16 protein-coding genes are annotated in these 20058 nt (G+C 38.5%); 11 read left to right on the top strand and 5 right to left on the bottom strand.

What is annotated here, in order from left to right; translation table 11 throughout:
* Positions 1-46 precede the first annotated feature (46 nt).
* From V7083_RS06510 to V7083_RS06520, 3 genes are read right to left on the bottom strand one after another with little or no spacing between them, the layout of a single operon-like run.
* Entirely contained in the window at positions 47-574 is a 528-nt protein-coding gene (locus tag V7083_RS06510) for a permease (protein ID WP_335476569.1), read from the bottom strand.
* Complete coding sequence (locus tag V7083_RS06515; protein ID WP_335476570.1) at positions 571-1053, bottom strand: hypothetical protein; 483 nt, start codon at positions 1051-1053, stop codon at positions 571-573. Before V7083_RS06515 ends, V7083_RS06510 begins: the two co-directional genes overlap by 4 nt.
* Positions 1046-1387, bottom strand: a complete 342-nt coding sequence (locus V7083_RS06520) for a PadR family transcriptional regulator (RefSeq protein WP_335476571.1) — start codon at positions 1385-1387, stop codon at positions 1046-1048. Before V7083_RS06520 ends, V7083_RS06515 begins: the two co-directional genes overlap by 8 nt.
* A 360-nt stretch (positions 1388-1747) precedes the next feature.
* Between V7083_RS06520 and V7083_RS06525 the strand changes: the two genes are divergently transcribed.
* Positions 1748-3364, top strand: a complete 1617-nt coding sequence (locus tag V7083_RS06525; RefSeq protein WP_335476572.1) for an amidohydrolase — start codon at positions 1748-1750, stop codon at positions 3362-3364.
* A gap of 107 nt (positions 3365-3471) precedes the next feature.
* Complete coding sequence (locus V7083_RS06530; protein ID WP_335476573.1) at positions 3472-5067, top strand: amidohydrolase; 1596 nt, start codon at positions 3472-3474, stop codon at positions 5065-5067.
* Positions 5068-5214: 147 nt separating this feature from the next.
* On the opposite strand, the gene xerS is transcribed toward V7083_RS06530, so the two are convergent.
* Positions 5215-6303 (bottom strand): tyrosine recombinase XerS, encoded by a 1089-nt coding sequence (gene xerS / locus V7083_RS06535; RefSeq protein WP_335476574.1) that lies wholly within the window; start codon positions 6301-6303, stop codon positions 5215-5217.
* 309 nt (positions 6304-6612) lie between these two features.
* Positions 6613-6912 carry a hypothetical protein gene (locus tag V7083_RS06540; RefSeq protein WP_335476575.1) on the bottom strand — a complete coding sequence of 100 codons (300 nt, stop codon included), beginning with the start codon at positions 6910-6912 and terminating at the stop codon, positions 6613-6615.
* Positions 6913-7773: 861 nt separating this feature from the next.
* On the opposite strand from V7083_RS06540, the gene V7083_RS06545 reads away from it, so the two are divergent.
* From V7083_RS06545 to V7083_RS06585, 9 genes are all read left to right on the top strand, one after another.
* Positions 7774-8409 (top strand): hypothetical protein, encoded by a 636-nt coding sequence (locus V7083_RS06545; RefSeq protein WP_335476576.1) that lies wholly within the window; start codon positions 7774-7776, stop codon positions 8407-8409.
* A gap of 210 nt (positions 8410-8619) precedes the next feature.
* Positions 8620-9624 (top strand): sugar-binding protein, encoded by a 1005-nt coding sequence (locus V7083_RS06550; RefSeq protein ID WP_335476577.1) that lies wholly within the window; start codon positions 8620-8622, stop codon positions 9622-9624.
* The gene (locus V7083_RS06555; RefSeq protein ID WP_335476578.1) at positions 9624-11096 is read left to right on the top strand and encodes a sensor histidine kinase; all 1473 of its coding nucleotides are present in this window, start codon (positions 9624-9626) and stop codon (positions 11094-11096) included. The genes V7083_RS06550 and V7083_RS06555 overlap by 1 nt, the downstream gene beginning before the upstream one ends.
* On the top strand, positions 11090-12676 hold the full coding sequence (locus V7083_RS06560; protein WP_335476579.1) for a response regulator: 1587 nt from the start codon (positions 11090-11092) through the stop codon (positions 12674-12676). Before V7083_RS06555 ends, V7083_RS06560 begins: the two co-directional genes overlap by 7 nt.
* A gap of 394 nt (positions 12677-13070) precedes the next feature.
* Positions 13071-14129: a galactose/glucose ABC transporter substrate-binding protein MglB gene (gene mglB / locus V7083_RS06565; protein WP_335476580.1), complete on the top strand. Its 1059-nt coding sequence runs from the start codon at positions 13071-13073 to the stop codon at positions 14127-14129.
* 292 nt (positions 14130-14421) lie between these two features.
* Positions 14422-15927, top strand: coding sequence for a galactose/methyl galactoside ABC transporter ATP-binding protein MglA (mglA, locus tag V7083_RS06570; protein ID WP_335476581.1), 1506 nt, complete (start codon positions 14422-14424; stop codon positions 15925-15927).
* A gap of 11 nt (positions 15928-15938) precedes the next feature.
* A complete protein-coding gene (gene mglC, locus V7083_RS06575) occupies positions 15939-16961 on the top strand; it encodes a galactose/methyl galactoside ABC transporter permease MglC (RefSeq protein WP_335476582.1) in 1023 nt (340 codons plus the stop codon).
* Positions 16962-17220: 259 nt separating this feature from the next.
* Positions 17221-18894 carry a sensor histidine kinase gene (locus tag V7083_RS06580; protein WP_335476583.1) on the top strand — a complete coding sequence of 558 codons (1674 nt, stop codon included), beginning with the start codon at positions 17221-17223 and terminating at the stop codon, positions 18892-18894.
* Positions 18872-20020 carry a response regulator transcription factor gene (locus V7083_RS06585; protein ID WP_335476584.1) on the top strand — a complete coding sequence of 383 codons (1149 nt, stop codon included), beginning with the start codon at positions 18872-18874 and terminating at the stop codon, positions 20018-20020. Before V7083_RS06580 ends, V7083_RS06585 begins: the two co-directional genes overlap by 23 nt.
* The last annotated feature ends 38 nt before the right edge of the window (positions 20021-20058 follow it).

Genomic DNA, 20058 nt, shown 5'->3' on the forward strand with positions numbered 1-20058 from the left:
AGTGAAATATGATTAACAAAGCTTAAATGAAACTGTAATTAATGACTTAAACTTCCTGATTTAAATTATATTTTAATAATTTTTGTTTGCTGTAAACTTTTTCAAAAAGAATTCCAGTTAAATAGTAGAACACAAGGCCAAAACAGATGTGAATAAGTGTAAATTGAGGACCGAATGAAGTGAATTCATACACTAAAACAGGTAATTTCACCGTTGACCAAGCTCCTAAGAAAAACACCATGTACCGAACACTTGCTCCTTTTTTCAATAAAAGAACGGCAATTGGGAATGCAATATAAAGGGGGCCAGCAGCTACTGTTGCTAATAATAAGGTGAAGAAGATGCCATAAATACCGGATTTTTCACCCATATATCGAATCAGTGTCTCTTTCTTTACCCACTGATCCAGTAACCCCACTAATAGAAATATTGGAGGAAGAAGTAATAGCATATCAAATATACTATTTCCAGTTAATTGAACTGCTTTTATAGCAGTGGTTTGATTCACTAATGTGGTTACTAACAGTGCAAGTAATAAGATAAAAAAGAACCGATATCTTTTTAGCTTTTTCATGTGATGATCACCCCAATCATCCATGCGAAAAGAAGAGACATCACAATGGCCGATAAGTTTCGAGTATATGCAAAACTTCGTCCAAATGTTTTTTGTTCAATGGGTAAAGTTATAAAACCGACAGACATCAATGTCGACATTAATACAGCTACTTGTGGAAGGGCAGCACCATTTTGAACTAATGTATGCCCGAGAGGAAAGACAATAAAGCTTGGAACTAAAGCTATTGAGCCAATAATGGTGGAATAAATGATACCTAGTAAGCCTGAATTTTCACCGATTATGGAAGATATTAGGGAGGGTGTCAATATAGACAATGTTAGCCCAATAAATAGCATAATCGCTAAAATATCTGGCAAAACATTTCGAAACATTTTCCATGAACCTAAGATGGCTGTCTTTGTTTTATGTTTGTCTTTCATGAAGGAAATTCCAAGATAAATAGTGGCGATAGAATAAAGAATCATTCCACTAATCATTATGATTGGCCTTCAATTCTTTATATTTTTCTAGGAAAAAAGATAAATTTTTCATTTTTTCTTCAATATCAATTTGGAAATCTTCTAGTTTTCGTTTTCCAACGGCCGTAATTTTATACATCCTTATCGGTTTATCTCGATCAGATGTATTCAAATATGACTCAACAGCACCTTCTTCCTCCAATTTTTTAAGTGTGCGATATAATATGGCACTATCAATAGGATTAATGGGGAGCTCTTCCTCACATTTTTGCAGAAGTTTCCCACCGTAATTATCTCCCTCTGTTAAAAACAGCAATAGAAATGCACCTGTATGTCTCCCGGTATGTTTCATGAAATAAATGACCTCCTAGTTTAAAGTATTTAATTTTATAATAATGTACTGTTAATAACACTATACTGTTGTTGACAGTATAGTGTCAAACTTTTTTTATGTCATTTATAAATTTGAAGAAATTGACTAAAAGGTATTTTTGATGACATGACAGTTTTTGGTTTCCCGCGACATACAAAATGTTAATTATGTCTGAAATGTTACATCTAATGAGGTTTTATCGTTTTCTAAGCACCTTTTATTGAATTTCGGATTGTTATTGAGTTTAAATAAGGTATAGAAAAGCATTTAGATTTCTTTACACCGCACTACTTGTGAACAATTTCAATGCCAATGCACGATTTGAGAGGAGAATTCTGCATGAATGAAGTGACTACTTTTTTAAATGGCAAGATTTTTACTGCCAATCCTAAACAACCATATGCGAGTGCCATGGTCGTACAGGGCGGGAAAATCAAATGGATTGGGGAGTCAAATGAACTAGAAAAAATGGAAGGAAACTTGGTTGATCTTCAAGGTCAAAGAGTTTTGCCGGGCTTGATTGATGCTCATATGCATCCGCTGTTTTTGGCAGGGGCTGCTAATCAAATTGCCTGTACTCCACCACTGGTCTATTCAATAGCTGATTTACAAGGGCAGATCCGTTTGGTCCGTGAATCTCATACGCGGGACAATTGGATTGAAGGTTGGGGATATGATGAAGGGAAGTTATTGGAGGGAAGAGCACCGAACCGTTGGGATTTGGATCAGGTCGCTCCAGACGTACCGGTAGTCATCACCCGAACTTGCACCCACATTATCTCGGTAAATAGCAAAGCATTAGAATTAGCAGGAATCACGAAGGATACGCCTGACCCACAAGGCGGAAAAATTGACCGTGATTTAAATGGTGAACCAACAGGAGTTTTACTTGAAAATGCTAAAGACCTTATCCTAAAAAAAATGCCGAAAAAAACGATAGAAGAAAATGCAGCCATGTTGGCTGAACTTAGCCCAGTATTATTATCACATGGTATTACAGGGATTACAGAACTGATGGGATTAAGGGAGCCCATTGATTATTTTGACATGTATCACTTGGCAAGTGAAAGAGGACTTAAACAACGTTCAGTTCTCTACTATATTTGGGATGAATTAAAAAATAATCCAATTATGAATAAAGAGAAACTCATTAGAGAAAACCAAATCCATATTGGCGGAGTAAAATTGTTTTCCGATGGGAGTGTATCGGGGCAAACAGCATGGGTGAATCCTCCCTTTTTAGGAGATGGGGAGAACTACGGCATTCAAACGACAACCAGTGAGGAACTATTAGCTGCGGCTAAAGCCGCAAAGCAAAATGATATTCAGCTTGTTGTCCATGCGATGGGTGAACAGGCCATAGATTTGATCGTTGATACCTTCTATGAAACTGAAGGTTGGATCTCGGACGGACCATCTATTAGAATTGAACATGCAGCAATGCCTACAGCAAAATCGATAAAAAGAGCTTCAGAAAAAGGAATTGCATTTGTTTCTCAACCCATCTTTATCTTTGCTGAAATTGAAAGTTATCTGAAAAACTTAGGGCATGAACGCACAAAACAAACTTATCCATTTAAATCCATGTTACAAGAAGGGATCAAGCTTGCTTTTTCTTCAGATGCACCGGCAACAGCCTGGGCGGATCCTGTTAATCCTTTTGTTGGCATGAAATCAGCTGTTACCCGCCATGCATATGATGGAACAGATACCGGACAAGATCAGAAACTAGACATCGAGACGGTTATTACGCTTTATACTCGTGAAGCACAGGAAATAACCCGGATTCCATCTGTGGGACAGTTGGCAGAAGGATATTATGCGGATTTCATTATTCTAAATCAAGATATTTTCAACATGCCTTCCGAGAGAATTGACCAGATTAAGGTTTTACATACATATATAGGTGGGAATTTAGTGTATTCTTTGGATGAATATCTGGCTGCTAAGGGTTGATAATAAATTGGTTGAATTATCAATAAAATTAATTGTATGATGAAAGGTAGAGTAGGGGATTCGTTAGAAATAGAATCCCCTATTTTTTTGAGAACGGAGGGCCAATCATGGGTAAGACGATTTATACAAACGGAGTGTTTCATACGTTAGACTCGAAGCATCCATTAGTAGAAACCGTTGTTGTAGAGAATGGAAAAATTGTGGATCTAGGTTCCCATCAGGATATGGTTTTACAGTGGGGAAGGAGCCATTCTACTGTAATTGACCTACAAGGAAAAACGGTGACTCCAGGCTTAATTGACAGTCATCTGCATTTATCGGGTGTGGCCTTTCATTTATTAGACTTGAACTTAACTGGTGTAACATCCAAACGAGAGATGCTTGATCGGATCAAGAAACGAGCTAGAACCGTAAAGCCCGGACATTGGCTTGTTGGTATGGGATGGGATGAAAATCAGTTTGATAGCGGGACCATTCCAACGATTGAAGAGTTAGATCAAGTGGCACCACATTGTCCCATCTATTTAAAACGTATTTGCCATCATGCCTTTTTAGTGAATAGCAAGGCTCTTGAAATAGCAAATTATCATCCTAACATTACAATACCTCAGGGTGGAAGCGTCGTTGTTGATTCTCTGACCCATCAACCTACTGGACTAATTTTGGAATCTGCTTCCAAACTATTTACAGCACATATCCCAGAAAAGACGTATGAAGAATTGAAAGACGGCCTGGCGCATGCAATGAAATTTGCAATTAAAAAAGGTTTAACTGGGGTACATACGAATGATCCTGCTTATTTAGGAGGTTTTGATCAGACCTATCAAATGTATGATGAATTAACTAATGGTGAGGGGATCGGACCTCGTTGCAATCTTTTAATTGATTTTCCGTATCTGGAACGCTTAAAAGAGCGAAGAATGCGAGCGGGTTATGGTAATGAGAAATTACAAATTGGGGCCATTAAAATGTTTGCTGATGGTGCATTTGGGGGAAGAACAGCCCTGCTATCCCTGCCATATCAGGATTCTCCGACACAATTGGGAAAAGCCATGCATGATCAGGAGACGCTGTATCAAATGGTGAAAAGTGTTCGAGAACGTAATATGCCAATTGCGGTCCATACGATTGGCGATCAAGCTTTGGAAAACGTTTTAAATATCCTGGATCAATTTCCACCGGTAGAGCATCGTGATCGTATCATCCATGTTTCATTGCTTAGAGCGGATTTAGTTTCTCGATTAGCAAAACCGAGTAGAATTGCTGATATTCAGCCAAGATTTATTGTGGGTGACTATCCATGGATTCTGGATAGAATAGGGGAGGAGAGGGAGGAATTCCTCTACGCTTGGAAAACATTACAAACTGCAGGTGTTATAAGCGCGGGTGGTTCAGATGCACCGGTTGAGCCAATCGATCCATTATTAGGCATTCATGCTGCTGTAACAAGGAGGGCGCCAGATGATCAACATAACGGATGGAACGAAAAAGAGAAATTATCGTTGTACGATGCTATTAAGCTATTTACATTAGGTGGAGCCTATGCGACCAATGAAGAACATGTGAAAGGGACGCTATCCAGAGGAAAATTCGCCGATATGACCGTGTTTTCGAAAAATCTGTTGAATTTGGAAGAACCGGATGAATTACTTCAAACCAATATTGAAATGACCATTATTGATGGAAAGATTCAGGAAGTGTAATTTTATTAAAAAATTTCTTCTGTCTCATTATCTTAAGTATACTAGGTTTTTGAGACGAGAGATATTTTTATTACTATAATTATATTATGTAAACTAATCAAAAAACTGTCATTCAACAGGGGATAACAGTTTTTTGATTAAGTACCTCTAATCTGCTTGTTCTTTTGGCATATCCATCTTATCAACAGCCGTTTTTAGATCATCATTCTTAATATGAGTATAAATCATCGTCGTTTGGATCGATGAATGGCCCAGCTGCCGCCTTAATTTCGGTACATCATTGATTTCAGCGTGGTATCTGGTTGCAAATGAATGCCGTAATTTATGTACTGATAATGATGGTTTACCGAATGCTGTTGCATATTTTTCAATCAGTTTTTCCACGGATCTCGCTGTAAGTCTGCGTGATTTTCCTTTTGGACCAATCGGTGCCGAAATAAATAATGCCTTATTAGATTTATCCACTTGGTATTTGGATGCTCTAATGGTCAAATAATCTTGCAAATCAGCCATTGCGATTTGGCTAAAAAACACATATTGTTCTTTATTTCCCTTACGGATAACCCGAACACAATACTTGCTAAAATCAATATCATCTAGATCAATGCCAACGAGTTCAGATAAACGCAATCCAGAACCTAAAATAAGAGAAACAATTGCTGTATCACGTTCTTTGTTTAATTGATGAAAGTTATATAGCTTTTTATTTTCTTTATGTAATTCACCATAATCATTGGCTACAAACAGTCTGAAACGTTCATATTCATCACCAAGCAGTATTTTTCCTTCCATTTTATTTGCCTTGGTTTCCATTGTTTCTTTAACTTCATTAAACTCGATCTTAGCCATAACATTACGGTTGATATACGGCTTTAAATCAGGGGTTTCAGCAATGTTTTGCAAATAATTAAATAAAGATTTTAATGCTGATAGTTTGCGATTGACGGTTAATTCCTTATTATCTAGTTCGTAATGCAGATAATTTAAGAAACTCTCAATCTCTAAAACCGTCATTTTTTCCAAACGCTCTAATGGTATATCCTTAATGGTTCCAGTCCATAAATTTTCGCTCACAATCCAATTAAAAAAGATTCTATAATCATGACAATAATTGAACAGCGATGCGGTGGAAAGTTTTCGTAATTTGTGATTAATAAATTCATCTACATACCAAGGCAGTTCATTAAGGATGGTTTGCAGCTTTTTAAAATCTTGCTGTTTGTTTTGATTACGCATAAAATTCACCTCATAAATGATATATTCGACGCCCCTTTTAAAATTCCTTCTTTAATTACGTCAAATTTATATTTTACGTAATTATCTTTTTGTAAGGTTATCACTCGCTCCTGTTCTGTATACATCTGCGTAATCATCATTTGATGATATTGCTGTACCCCAAGCACCCATTATAATCATCCACTTTTATTATATATTTTATTTTACCATTTTTTTGTACTATCCTCCCCCTTTACTTCAATAAGGAAAAGTCGATCCTTCTTTATTGAAGAATCTAACCACAAGAGTTTAAGTGCATTTCTTCATAATCTATTCATAATAGTACGAGTTAGTCCAACCATATTCTTTACCCTTATCAGCACACCATTTAAGAAATCCTTTTTTACCCGTGCTATTAAAAGCAATCCAGTCACTTAACAGATTCTTGTAATAATTTACACTTTCGCTAACATCCTTTTTACTTTCAACATCGATGATTTCTTTAGAGAGGTTTTCTATTTTCAGAACGGAGTCCTGATCCTCATAAATATCACCAAGGTACGCATCTTCAGAAATGTGGTGAAAAGAAAATTCAAGGGAATTAAAATAATAGTTTATGATCGCCAACAATACTCTTTGTTCACTCTTCCCACCAACCCTTAGTGCTGTTTCAAGGTGCGTCAAATGATTTTCGGATTTTAAGAATAACCCATACCATCTAAATGGTTGTGGGTCTTTTGGATCTTCAATTATCCAATCCTCAAGTATCGGTTTTAATACGTTTTCTTCTAGTGGGTGTACAAGTACATAGTGTATATCTTCTGATTCCTCGAACCATTTAAAAAGCCAATGAACAAATTCCTTTTTCTGTTTAGTTCGCCATCCATTTACCCCTTTGATAAATTCTTTAACGATTTAAAGGCATCTTTCCTAAGTCCCATATCTTTGAGGATGCAAAACTCCTTAAAAAACGGATAACTATCAGAATTTTTATCTTGGATTAAATTCGTGAGTATATTAGTCAAATTATTTACACCATCTTTCTTACAGTGAACGTTTCTCAATTTATTTTATTTGTAGAATGGGCATTTTAATTGGTTAATATCATCTGGTTGGGTCAGATCCACCCACCAATGAAATTCAAGTGGTTCAGCTCTATTTCTTGGTATTACCAAAATATAGAATGGAAAGTCAAATTTATTTTCTCTATATGGAATACCTCTATACATAAATTCCCTTTCTGTACCCGATTGGAATACTGACAACCAATTTTGAAAATTACTCGAAATCAAATGACTTATTAATCGATTGAATATCCAATTTATGGGGGCCGTACCCTCTCACACTCCATTTTCCACCAAATAAATGCTAATTCGTGGGGACAAATATCATCATTTTGTTTCGGAAATTACGAGATTTATGTTTTGAAGAATAGTATTTGGCATAAGTACATATAACAAATCTAACGGGATAGAAAGGGGATTTCGTTCGATGTTATCACTGAAGGAAAAAAAGGCGATTTTTCATTCGTTTAAGCTGAAGGAGAAGCAAATTAGTCATGGACGGGTTAATTTTGTCTATCCCGAGAGTAAGAAAAAAGGACAGGTCATTGCGACTCAATTGCACCATAGTGGCAATGGCTATGTTCTTGGGAAATACATGTCTTCGGAACTCATTCGTGATAAAGGATATAAGGTAGATGCGCGTGGATGGATTTCGATTAAGGATTTTTCAGAGGGAGAACTGATACAGGTCATCACGGATGCCATGGATTCCATGTCTGTGAGCTATAACAAGGCGGTGGGGGACAAAAAATCTGTAGCTGTAAACATTACGGAAACATCGAATAAGCAGGAAAAAAAAGAACCTACGATAAAGGTAATCAAGGTTTCAGAAGTTCCAGAAGAAACAAAGGAACCTCATGAGACGTCAATCCAATCAAAATCAGTACCACCGAAAAATCACCCCATCGAAGGAAAAGATCCCTATTTACAATATGAAAACTACTCCTGCTCCTATTTATTTGCCTGGGTAGGCCTAAGCTTGTCATTAATGGAAACCGGATTTCTACTATGGAGAAATGCCCTCCACAAATACGGAGACATCAAAACTCAAATAAAAAAATAACAAAGAAAAACGAATCCCCTGGCTGCAAATAACAGGGGATTCATAATTTGTAAATACATTACAATTTGTCCGTGTGGCGTGGACAAATTGGCCGCTTTTGTCTTTTTGCGGTGCCTGTCACCAACTTATTTTCACAGACTTGCTTTGGGATATAATGTATAATGTTACATATATTTTTGGTTTAGATCGTGTTTACATATGGGGGGGTTTATGGGTAGCAGGTGGTCGGTGTTGGCGTATGTGGTGGGTGCTGTGTGTTTTGTCATTAGTTGTTCGATCGCTGTGTTTTATGGGTATAAGGTGTTGACGCATCAGCTGCCAATAGAGAATAAGGTGCAGGCTAAGTATCAGTATCATTTTGTGCTGGTGCCGGAGGAACTTGATAATGAGTATTGGCGCCTGGTTGAAAAAGGAGCGAGGGCGGCTGCGATGCAAAACCATGTATTGCTGGAATATGTGGGTCCCGAGCAGGCGAATATCGATGATCATCTTAAGACGATCCAAATGTCAGCTGCTTCCAAGGTGGATGGCATTATGACCCAGGGGTTGAGCGATCAGCAGTTTACTCCGTTAATTAATCGCGTTGTGGAAAAAGGAATCCCTGTCATTACAGTTGATACAGACGCAGCTAATAGCAAACGTCTAGCATACATAGGAACAGATAATTATTTTTCAGGTTATATGGCCGGAAAGGCCTTGATTGCGGATACAAACGGTAAGGCCAATGTGGCCATTATTACTGGAAGTTTTTACAAAAACCATCAGCAGCAGCGGGTCAAAGGTTTTGAGGATGCAGTGAAATCAGAACCGGGAATCCATATAGTGGCTGAGGAGGAATCGAATATCAGCCGGGTAAGGGCCGCTGAAAAGGCGTATCAAATCTTACAAAGTCACCCTGAAGTAACCGCTTTCTTCGGGACGAGCGCCCTTGATGGTATCGGCATTGCCGAAGTTGTTGAAAAATACAAAAGTAAGGATCATCTATATATTATGGGGTTTGACAATCTTCCTGAAACGATCGCTTATATTCGTAAAGGAACGATTCAAGCTACCGTGGTGCAGCAGCCTTTTCAAATGGGCTACGATGCTGTCAATATGATGATTGATATTATAAAAGGTAGAGAGGTCCAGACGGTCGTTCACACAAATACAAGAATCATGCGGGCGAAGGATTTGACAAAGTTACAGCAGGAAGATTTGGAGGGGGTCCGCTAATGCTATTTCGTATCCGTTCTAAATTGTTGCTGTATTTTATTGTACTGGTTGTATTATTAACTTCAGTTGGCGTTATTTTTTACAAGAGCAGCGAAAAGGTAGTAGGAGAATATGATGATAGCTTTGAACGATTTCTCCTGCTTAACGATATTTCTCAACGAACCAATTTAATTACAGATAAGCTCCACGCCTATATTCTTGATAAAGAAGTGACCTATCTAAAGGATTATCGTAAAGAGAAAATCCTATTAATTAAAGATCAAAAAAAATTAAATCAAATGATGGATTCTGGTGATATCAGCCTCATAAACTATAAAAATATGATTGAGAGTTTTATAGACGAATGTGATGCAACTGTCGGGGCTTTTGAGGTGGACGATATTAACCGTTACTCTGACCATTTTAATGAAGTGTTAAATACCGCCTCATTTCTTCATGAAAGTACATTGGATATTTTAAATGATAAATTGACTCACTATCAGCAGTTCTACGAGCAAATGGATCAACAAAATCATTACTATCGACTAATGTCATTTGCCTTGTTCACAGCAGCATTTTTTCTAAGCACCCTGTTGGCTTTGTGGATTTCAGGCGGAATCACGAAACCAATTAGTCTTCTCTCTAAAGCGGCAAAAGAAATAGCAATTGGAAATTTAGCGGGTGAAGATATTAAAATATCCTCAAAGGATGAACTCAAGCCTTTAACAGAGACCTTTAATCAAATGAGGGCCAACCTTAGGCAGCTTGTCATGGAAATTAAGCAAAAATCTGAATTGGACAAGCTCTTAAAGGAATTAGAGTTAAAAAGCCTGCAAAATCAAATCAACCCGCATTTTCTGTTTAATACCTTAAACACGGTATCCAAGATGGCCTATTTGGAAGACGCAGACCAAACTTCTAGATTAATCGTTGCCGTTGCTGCCATACTCCGCTATAATTTGGGTGATTTTAATCGGGCCTCCACGCTTCAAGAGGAGGTAAGAATTGTCGAAGAGTACTTCTTTATTCAGCAAACTAGATTTGGGGAACGCATTCAATTTATCACAGAAATTGAAAAAGAATGTTTGGATATTGAAATTCCACGATTAATTCTGCAACCTTTAATTGAAAACGCCTTCATTCATGGGGTAGAATCCTATGAGGAAAAGGGTGAAATCCGCCTTCATATTTATCGGTGGGATCAGCAGATCAATGTGGAAGTGATTGATAATGGAAAAGGGATGTCTGAAACCGTAAAAAATAAACTGCTTCAATATTTGAACCCAGCAGATTCTGAACCGGATGAGTTAGTTGAGCTGCAAAAATCAAAAGGTCATTCCACAAGTATAGGGGTGAAAAATGTAATCAGAAGACTTCAGCTTTTTTATCAACGGAATGACATCGTAGCAATTGAATCGGAACCGGGAAAAGGAACGACTTTTAGATTGATGATACCTGCCAATGCCGCAAAAGGGGGAGGAGAATCTTGTTAAACATTCTCGTTGTTGATGATGAGGTTCTTGAGAGGAAGGCGTTAACAAAAATTATAAATAGCTCCAAAGAGGGCGTGACAGTCATTGGAGAGGCCCGAAATGGGAGAAAAGCAATTGAAATGGCTAAAACACTCCGTCCTGACCTAATTTTTATGGATATAAAAATGCCAGGAATAGATGGAGTGGAGGCCGTTAAGGAAATTAGAAAATTTGCACCAGATATTCGATTTATCATGGTGTCTGCCTTTAATACGTTTGAATATGCCAAGGAAGTCATGCAGCAAGGAGTAAAAGAATATATCTTAAAACCAAGTCGTACCGAAGATATTCTCGCCAGTTTAAACCGGGTGGTTGACGAAATTAGGTCCGAACGCAGACATAAAATTGAACAGCAAAGTCTGATGGAGAATCTAAATCGAGCTGTTTCGATCGCTCAAAAGGAATGGGTTTCATCCATGATTCTAAACCAAATCCAAGATATTTCATTTGATGAATGGGGGGAATTATTGGGGATTGAGATTACTTCAGGATATGTGATGCTGTTCCTTATTGAACCTAAGGAAGGAACCGAAGTATCCTTGGCAGAGAAGCAGAATTGGTATTCATGGTTGAAGGGACACTTGAAATCGGCCCGGGAAAAGGAAGAAATCATGATTGGTCCGATGACAGAAAATCAGGTTCCAGTGCTGATTCTTTGTAAAAATACAACAGAAAAGTACCAACATAAATTAAATGCTCAATCGATCATCGATCAGATCTTCAACCAATTTATAAAGGGCCCTTTCCGTGCAGAATTAAAAATAGGGGTAGGCCTGCTCTATAAGCATGCCTATGAATTAAACCAATCCTATCATGATGCAGTTATGGCCATCGGACAATTGCAAAATTCTCCGCAGCGAAAATATATCATTTCGAATAAGCGGGATAACAAAGAAATCCCAATTATATCAGAGTTTTTAGAAATAGAGAAAAAATTGTTAGACTCCTTACGTCAAGGTGATGTAAATCAGGTTCTCCGTTTATTTGATACTCTTGTCACAAAACAGGCCGAAAAAGAAAAATGGAAAACACCTGTTTTCATTAAGGCTTTTGATGAATTGTTTATTTTGATTTCCCGCATGCTTCATGACCTTGGCATTAACTATCAGCAGTCCCCTACTTTCGATGCCACGGAAAATCAAAAGAAGACAGTAGAAAAAGCCAAATCGCATTTATTAGCGGTTGTCAACCATGTACAGGCTTGGCGGAATAATCATGCTAAAGGTATGCTTCAAAAAGCAAAGGAATTTATCGAGTCTCACTATTCAGATTCCATAACCTTAGAGCAGGTTGCTGAATACGTGGAACTAAGCCCGTTCTATTTTAGCAAATTATTTAAAGATCGGTTTGGCATGACCTTTATTGATTATTTGACAGAAATTAGAATTAATCGCGCAAAAACGGAAATGGAAAACCCCGGGAAGAGTTTAAAAGAGATTTGTTATTCAGTCGGTTACAGGGATCCCAATTACTTCTCCCGAGTATTTAAAAAGCAGACAGGATTATCGCCGTCTGAGTACCGCAAGGCGATTGTAAGTTAATATATTGTGAGAATACCAGCTTTTTTATTAGAGCTGGTATTTGTTTTTCAAAGGTCCTCTTAAACTGGGAGGTTGGTTTCCGCTTCAGGCACTTCGCTTTCCGCGGGCGTTCCGGGGAGCCTCCTCGTCGCTAGCGCCTGCGGGGTCTCCCCTGCCCCGTACTCCCGCAGGAGTCTACGTGCCTTCCGCTCCAATCAACCTGTTCTTTAAATATCCTATTCATAATTAGGATTATTTCAACAATATTTCAATCTTTGCAAAAAAGTCTAGAATATCACAATTTAATGCTATACTTTCGACCTATTGTAATAATTTTGCCCATGCTAACATGTATGTAAAGGCTTACAAGTTAAGCGCTTGCAACAGATGAATTTATAAAAAGGAGAATGATGACATGGGTAAAATGAAAAAAGGTTTAATTTTATCATTATCAGTAGCTTCTAGTATTCTACTAGCAACCGGCTGCAGTAGTTCTACAAGCAGCTCTGAAGGCAGCGGCAAGGACAGCAAACTTCCTGCCGTTGGTGCAACCATCTATAAGTTTGACGATAACTTCATGTCTTATGTACGCCGTGCCATGCAGGATGAAGCAAAAGGTAAAATTAATCTTATGCTGAACGACTCTCAAAATGACCAAATAAAACAAATCGAACAAGTAGATACATTGATTGCAAAAGGTGCAAAGTCATTAGCGATCAACTTGGTTGACCCTAAATCGGCTCAAACGATCATTGATAAAGCAAAACCAAAGGACATCCCGGTAATCTTCTTTAATAAAGAGCCGGATGCAAGCGTATTAAAAGGTTATGACAAAGCTTATTTTGTAGGAACAACTTCTTCTGAGTCAGGTGTCCTTCAGGGTGAAATGATTGCGAAAGCATGGGAAGCCAACAAAGACAAGTGGGATAAAAACCATGATGGCAAAATCCAATATGTATTATTAAAAGGTGAACCTGGACACCCTGATGCTGAAGCTCGTACAAAATATGCAGTTGAAACGGTAAAGGATAAAGGCATCGGCGTAGAAGAATTAGCAATGGATACAGCGATGTGGGATGCTACCAAGGCTACTGAAAAAATGGATGCATGGGTGGCAAAATACAGCGATAAGATTGAATTTGTTATTGCAAACAATGACGGTATGGCTCTAGGTGCCATTGCTTCTCTTGAAAAAGCAGGCTATTTCTCCGGCGACAAATTTATGCCGGTTGTAGGTGTTGACGCTATTCCAGAAGCACTTGAAATGATTGAAAATGGCAAGATGGTTGGTTCTGTTCTAAATGATGCGAAAAATCAAGGGAAAGCAACGATTCAGCTTGCTACAAATGCTGCAAACGGTAAAGACGTTTTAGATGGAACAGAGTGGAAGCTTGATGACTCTAAGGCTGTTCGCGTACCATACAAGATCATTACAAAAGACAACCTTCAAGAAGGTAAAGATGCTTATCAATAAGAATAGTAAAAGTGCCTAGTCCGGGGCTTTGACCCCTTAGTCCCCTAGACACTTAAGCTAACAATCAGAAATGCTAGCTTACTAGATCAAACAGCGCCTTTGTCCGGCCCAATCAGGGCAAGGCGCTCCTCGAACGAAGGAAAAGATGTAACTTTTCTTTCGTTCGGGGCTATACTCCGTTTGGAGCAGGACACCGTCCCAACTAGAAAAATGAAAATCTTTCATGTTGATATGAGAAGCCGGCTCTTCATGCATCTCATATTTTTTAATAGGATAGCGAGGAGGTTCGCTTATGTCAGAAGCCAATAAGGCCAATATTCTTGAAATGCTTAATATAACCAAACGTTTTCCCGGGGTGCTTGCCTTAAATAATGTTTCTCTGAAATTAAAGCCGGGATCCGTTCATGCCTTAATGGGGGAAAATGGTGCAGGGAAATCAACTTTAATGAAGTGTCTATTCGGTATTTATTCCATGGATGAAGGGAAAATCCTTCTAGATGGAAAAGAGGTGGTATTTACCAACTCCAAACAAGCTCTCGAAAATGGGGTTTCCATGGTGCACCAAGAATTAAACCAGGTTCGTCAACAAAGTGTTATGGATAATATTTGGCTCGGCCGTTATCCAAGAAAAGGCTTTTTTATCGATGAAAAGAAAATGTATGAAGAAACAAAGGAAATTTTTAAAAGTCTTGACATTAATATTGACCCACGAAGTAAAGTAGCCACATTATCCGTTTCTGAAATGCAGATGGTCGAAATTGCTAAGGCTGTCTCCTACAACTCGAAAATTATTGTAATGGATGAACCGACATCATCATTAACCGAGAATGAGGTCAATCATTTATTTAGGATTATTCGCAAACTTCAAAGTGAAAACGTAGCTATAATCTATATTTCTCACAAAATGGAGGAAATTCTTAAAATCTCTGATGAAGTAACGATCATGCGCGATGGTCAGTACATAGCCACGAAAAGTGCGAAGGAAATGACGACTGACGAAATTATCAAACTGATGGTAGGCCGTGATCTATCTCAGCGTTTTCCGGAAAAATTGAATCAGCCGGGGAATGTGATTTTAATAGTATCAAACCTGACTGCGGAAACACAGCCATCTTTTATTAATGTCAATTTCGAACTGAGGAAAGGGGAAATCCTTGGAATTGCAGGACTTGTTGGTTCGAAGCGGACTGAAATGGTTGAAGCGCTATTCGGGATTAGAGCGATTAATTCTGGAAAGATCGAGTTGCATGGCAAGGAGGTTAAAAATTCTTCACCACAGCATGCGATTAAAAATGGTTTTGCCCTTGTAACAGAAGAAAGAAGATCAACGGGAATTTTTCCGCAGCTAAGCATAAGCTTCAATTCGATTATTTCTAACTTATCACAATATAAAACAGGCGGGGTATTTCTATCAGATGCCAAGGTATACAGTGATACCCAATGGGTGATTGATTCGATGAAGGTCAAAACACCGACACAAAAAACCCCTATCGGAAGCCTTTCCGGCGGAAACCAGCAGAAGGTCATTATCGGCCGTTGGCTGTTAACAAAGCCTGAAATTTTACTGCTAGATGAGCCAACGAGAGGTATTGACGTCGGGGCAAAATTCGAAATTTATCAGTTAATTAACCAATTAGCTTCAGAAGGAAAAGGAATTATCATGATTTCATCCGAAATGCCTGAGCTTCTGGGAGTAACAGACAGAATTTTAGTTATGAGTAATGGAAAAGCGGCCGGAATCGTTGATACCAAAACAACTTCACAAGAAGAAATCATGCGATTGGCAGCTTTGTACTAGGAGGAGATTATATGAATAATCAGGCTTCATCAAAATCCACTATCACCAAATGGCTATTTGACAATGTAATTTATGTATTCTTAATCTTGCTTGTAATTGGGATTGTCATCGCTTCTCCGGACTTTTTATCAGTTACGAACTTGCTAAATATTTTAAGTCAGTCATCGTCACGGATCATCATTGCTCTTGGAATGGCCGGCATCCTGATCACCGCTGGCACTGACCTTTCTGCCGGACGTATGGTTGGTCTTGCTGCGGTGGTCTCAGCTTCCATGTTACAAGCATCTGATTATGCATATAAAATGTATCCGCATTTACACGAATTGCCTCTTATTGTGCCAATTTTACTTGCTATGGTTATTACCGGGCTTATCGGTGCTCTAAACGGCGTCATTGTTGCAAAATTAAACGTGCCTCCGTTTATCGCAACCCTGGGTATGATGATTACGGTTTATGGATTGACATCTATTTATTTTGATCGACCTCCATACGGTGCACAGCCAATTGGTGGTTTAAGTAAAACTTTTACAACTTTTGCTCAAAAGGGTATCCCTGTAGGATCCTATGAAATTCCTTACCTAATTTTCTATGCCATTATCGCTACAATTTTAATTTGGGTTCTTTGGAACAAAACTCAATTTGGTAAAAATATGTATGCCATTGGAGGCAACCCGGAAGCAGCCAAAGTTTCAGGAGTTAATGTGGCCAAGTATCTCATTCTCATTTACATGCTTGCCGGAGCACTTTACGGCTTCTCCGGAACACTAGAAGCAGGACGCGTCGGCAGTGCCACCAACAACACAGGAAACATGTATGAATTAGACGCCATCGCAGCCTGCGTAGTCGGCGGCGTATCCCTATCAGGCGGCGTCGGATCCGTCCCAGGCGTCATCACAGGCGTACTTATCTTCCAAATCATCAACTACGGCCTAGCCTTCCTAGGCGTAAGTCCATACATCCAATTCATCGTCAAAGGCGCCATCATCGTCGTCGCAGTAGCCTTCGACATGCGCAAACACGCGAAGAAGAAATAATTGGGTAACAACTTGGGTGACAGGCACCGCTTGTGGACAATTGTCCGTCACCAGTGGACATAAAATAATCAAAAAAGGTATCTTCCTTTTGGGAGGGTACCTTTTTTGTTTTGGATATTGGATTGCCTATTTGTGCGTTAGGAATGTAGAATGATGTCAGCGGGTTTCTTTTACTGGAATGGACGGGGAGTGGGCATTAATCGTGAGCGGATATGTTTATAGATTGGTAGATAGGTCGAAAAGGTTGTTATTTGGGAGTTTGCGTACGAAAATGGTGCTGTATTTTATTGTGGTGGCGCTTATTCCTCTTTTATTATTTGGTTTTCTTTCCTATCAAAAATCTTCTTCGATTGTTAACCGCCAATATAATAATTATGAAAAGTTTGCCGTATCCCAGCTTGAAACACAGTTGGACAATACGATCGAACAAATGTATGTGGTTGCAAATGATATTCATCAATATTTATCCGACCCGACTTTAATTGTCCTGAAAGAAGAGGCCCCCAAGACATACGAAGGATTTATTGAAAAAAAGAATTTTGAAAGATATCTTGAGGCACATAAAACGTTTAATACGAAAGGAATCTATTTAATTACCAGATCAGGATATTACTATGGAAGCAACCTGCTTAATACAGAGAATCTGTTTAACATGCCATTTTGGCAGGAAGCGAGTCGGCTGAGTCAGGGAGAGAGCTGGATTGGCTTTTACAAAGCCGATTATTATCAAGATCGTCCGCCTGCAAATATGATCGGCCTAGTTCTTCCTATTCAAAGTCAATATGGAATATTATCAGGAAGCAAACTTCTCGTTGAAACGAAGGCCGATGAACTATTTTCCTATATCCGTTTTTTAGAAAAGGATGTCCACGCCTTTGTAACGATTCGAAATGAAAAAAATAATGTAGTATATCAAACAAAAAGTAAACGCGAGGAACTTTCAAGTGACATTGTCAGAAAAACTACACTCAAATCCTATAACTGGAAAGTAGAAGTCCGGGTACCCAAAAGACTATTCTATCAGTCATCTAATGTCATTTTTAATTATACGATTTTAGGAAACTTTTTTTCGATTCTCCTTGCCAGCCTTCTCGCAATGATATTTTCTGCGCCAATTGCAAAGAGGATTAGAAAGCTGAAGGAGTCAATGGAACGGGTCAGTGCCGGTGAATTGGAAACTAGAATTCCAGTCAAGGAACATGATGAAATCGGCAATTTGTCACTAAGCTTTAATAGCATGGTTCAGCAGCTTAAGGAATTAATTAAGGAAATAAACGAAACAGAAAGGTTAAAAAGAAAAGCAGAATTAAGAGCATTTCACTATCAAATCAATCCGCATTTATTATTCAACACCCTGAACTCTATTCAATGGAAAGCAAGGCTTTCGAATGCTAAGGAAGTTCAGTTGATGATTTACCATTTAACTGAGGTTCTTCATGAAAACCTCAATTTTTCTGATGAATTGGTTCCCTTGAGAAAAGAACTTAAAACCATTAGCCATTATTTAAAAGTCCAGGAAATCCGTTATGGACATATGTTTTCCTATGAGGAAAATGTTTCACCAGAATGTGTTGAATTTTTAATACCGAGGCTGTCCCTGCAGCCGCTATTTGAGAATATCTTTTTTCATGCCTTTGAGGATGGGAAAGGAAGAATTACTTTGGCTGTTGAGGAAAAATCTGACATTCTGGAATTAACTTTGGTTGATAATGGTAAAGGAATGAGTGAGGAAACGGCAAGGAGTCTATTAAGGCCACATCCAGTGAATGAGAAGGGGCATGGAATCGGAGTCTATAATGTGGATCAACGGCTAAAGCTTCATTTTGGCAATGAATACGGACTGAGGATAAATACTACACCAGGGCAAGGTACGATCATCATCATGTGCTGGCCGAAAAGGAGTGCTTCCAATGATAAAAGTAATCATAATTGATGATGAATACATTGTAAGGAAAGGCTTAATTGCAACGATTGATTGGCAAAAATTCGATATGGAAGTTTGCGGAGATGCAGCCAACGGGCAAAAGGGGTTGGAATTATTTATTGAACACTCACCCGAGGTAGTTATAACGGATATTGTTATGCCTGAGATGAATGGAATAGAATTGGCACGAAAAATAAAACAAAAGGCCCCGGGGACGAAAATTCTTTTGTTAAGTTGTCATCGCGATTTTGAGTTTGCCCAGGAGGGGATTAGGCTTGGTGCGGCTGGCTACATATTAAAAACGGCTTTCCAAGATGAGGAATTTGAAGAGTACCTGACTCAATTTGCAAATGAGATTGGAAAAGGGAAGAATAGTTCTTCTGCTATCCCGGCGACGGCACTCACAAAAGAGTTTTATGAATGGCTATGCGGGTTTGATAATTCTTTTGCATCCATACTGGAGGATAAATGTAAGGGTGAATGGAGTTGGATCCATCAACCTTTTTACATCTACCATTTAATTCACCTGGGCCAAGGAATATCATCAGTGGAACAACATATGGACATTTTGTTTCCAGATATCACAACAAAAATTATCTGTGGACACGATCAATGCTTTATGTTTATTCCCCAGGTCTTACATAATCATTTTGAGACTTTGTTGATAAAAGCGAAACAAAATTTCCCGGCACTCCAATGGAATGTAAACGGACCTAATATTGGAACAGAGCAATGGTTGACTGGAGTTCATTTTTTATATAGTAATTTTAAAATTGAGCAGCAATTTAATGTTTCAATTGATCAATGGCCTGAGCCGATCCAAAAGGCCGTTCAGATGATTATAGATGATCTTTCTCATTCCTTTTCATCAGTAGAGATTGCCCAAAAAGTGAATTTGAGCAGAAGTCATTTCAGTACGCTTTTTAAAAAATCGGTGGGGGAAAGCTTTTACAATTTTACGGAAAAATTCAAACTAAATGCAGCTTGCGAGTTGCTTGAGGCCACCTCGCTAACGTTACAGCAAATTGGTGAGAAGATTGGCATTCAGGACGGAAAATATTTTAGCAAATGGTTTAAAAAATGCACCGGATTGACTCCATCTGAGTACCGTCAAACAAAAAGACGAAACAGCTAGAACAAATTCGCCCCTGTACCATAACAGTTGGTAAATAT

The sequence above is a fragment of the Bacillus sp. JJ1764 genome, from assembly GCF_036962145.1.
GTDB lineage: Bacteria > Bacillota > Bacilli > Bacillales > Cytobacillaceae > Neobacillus.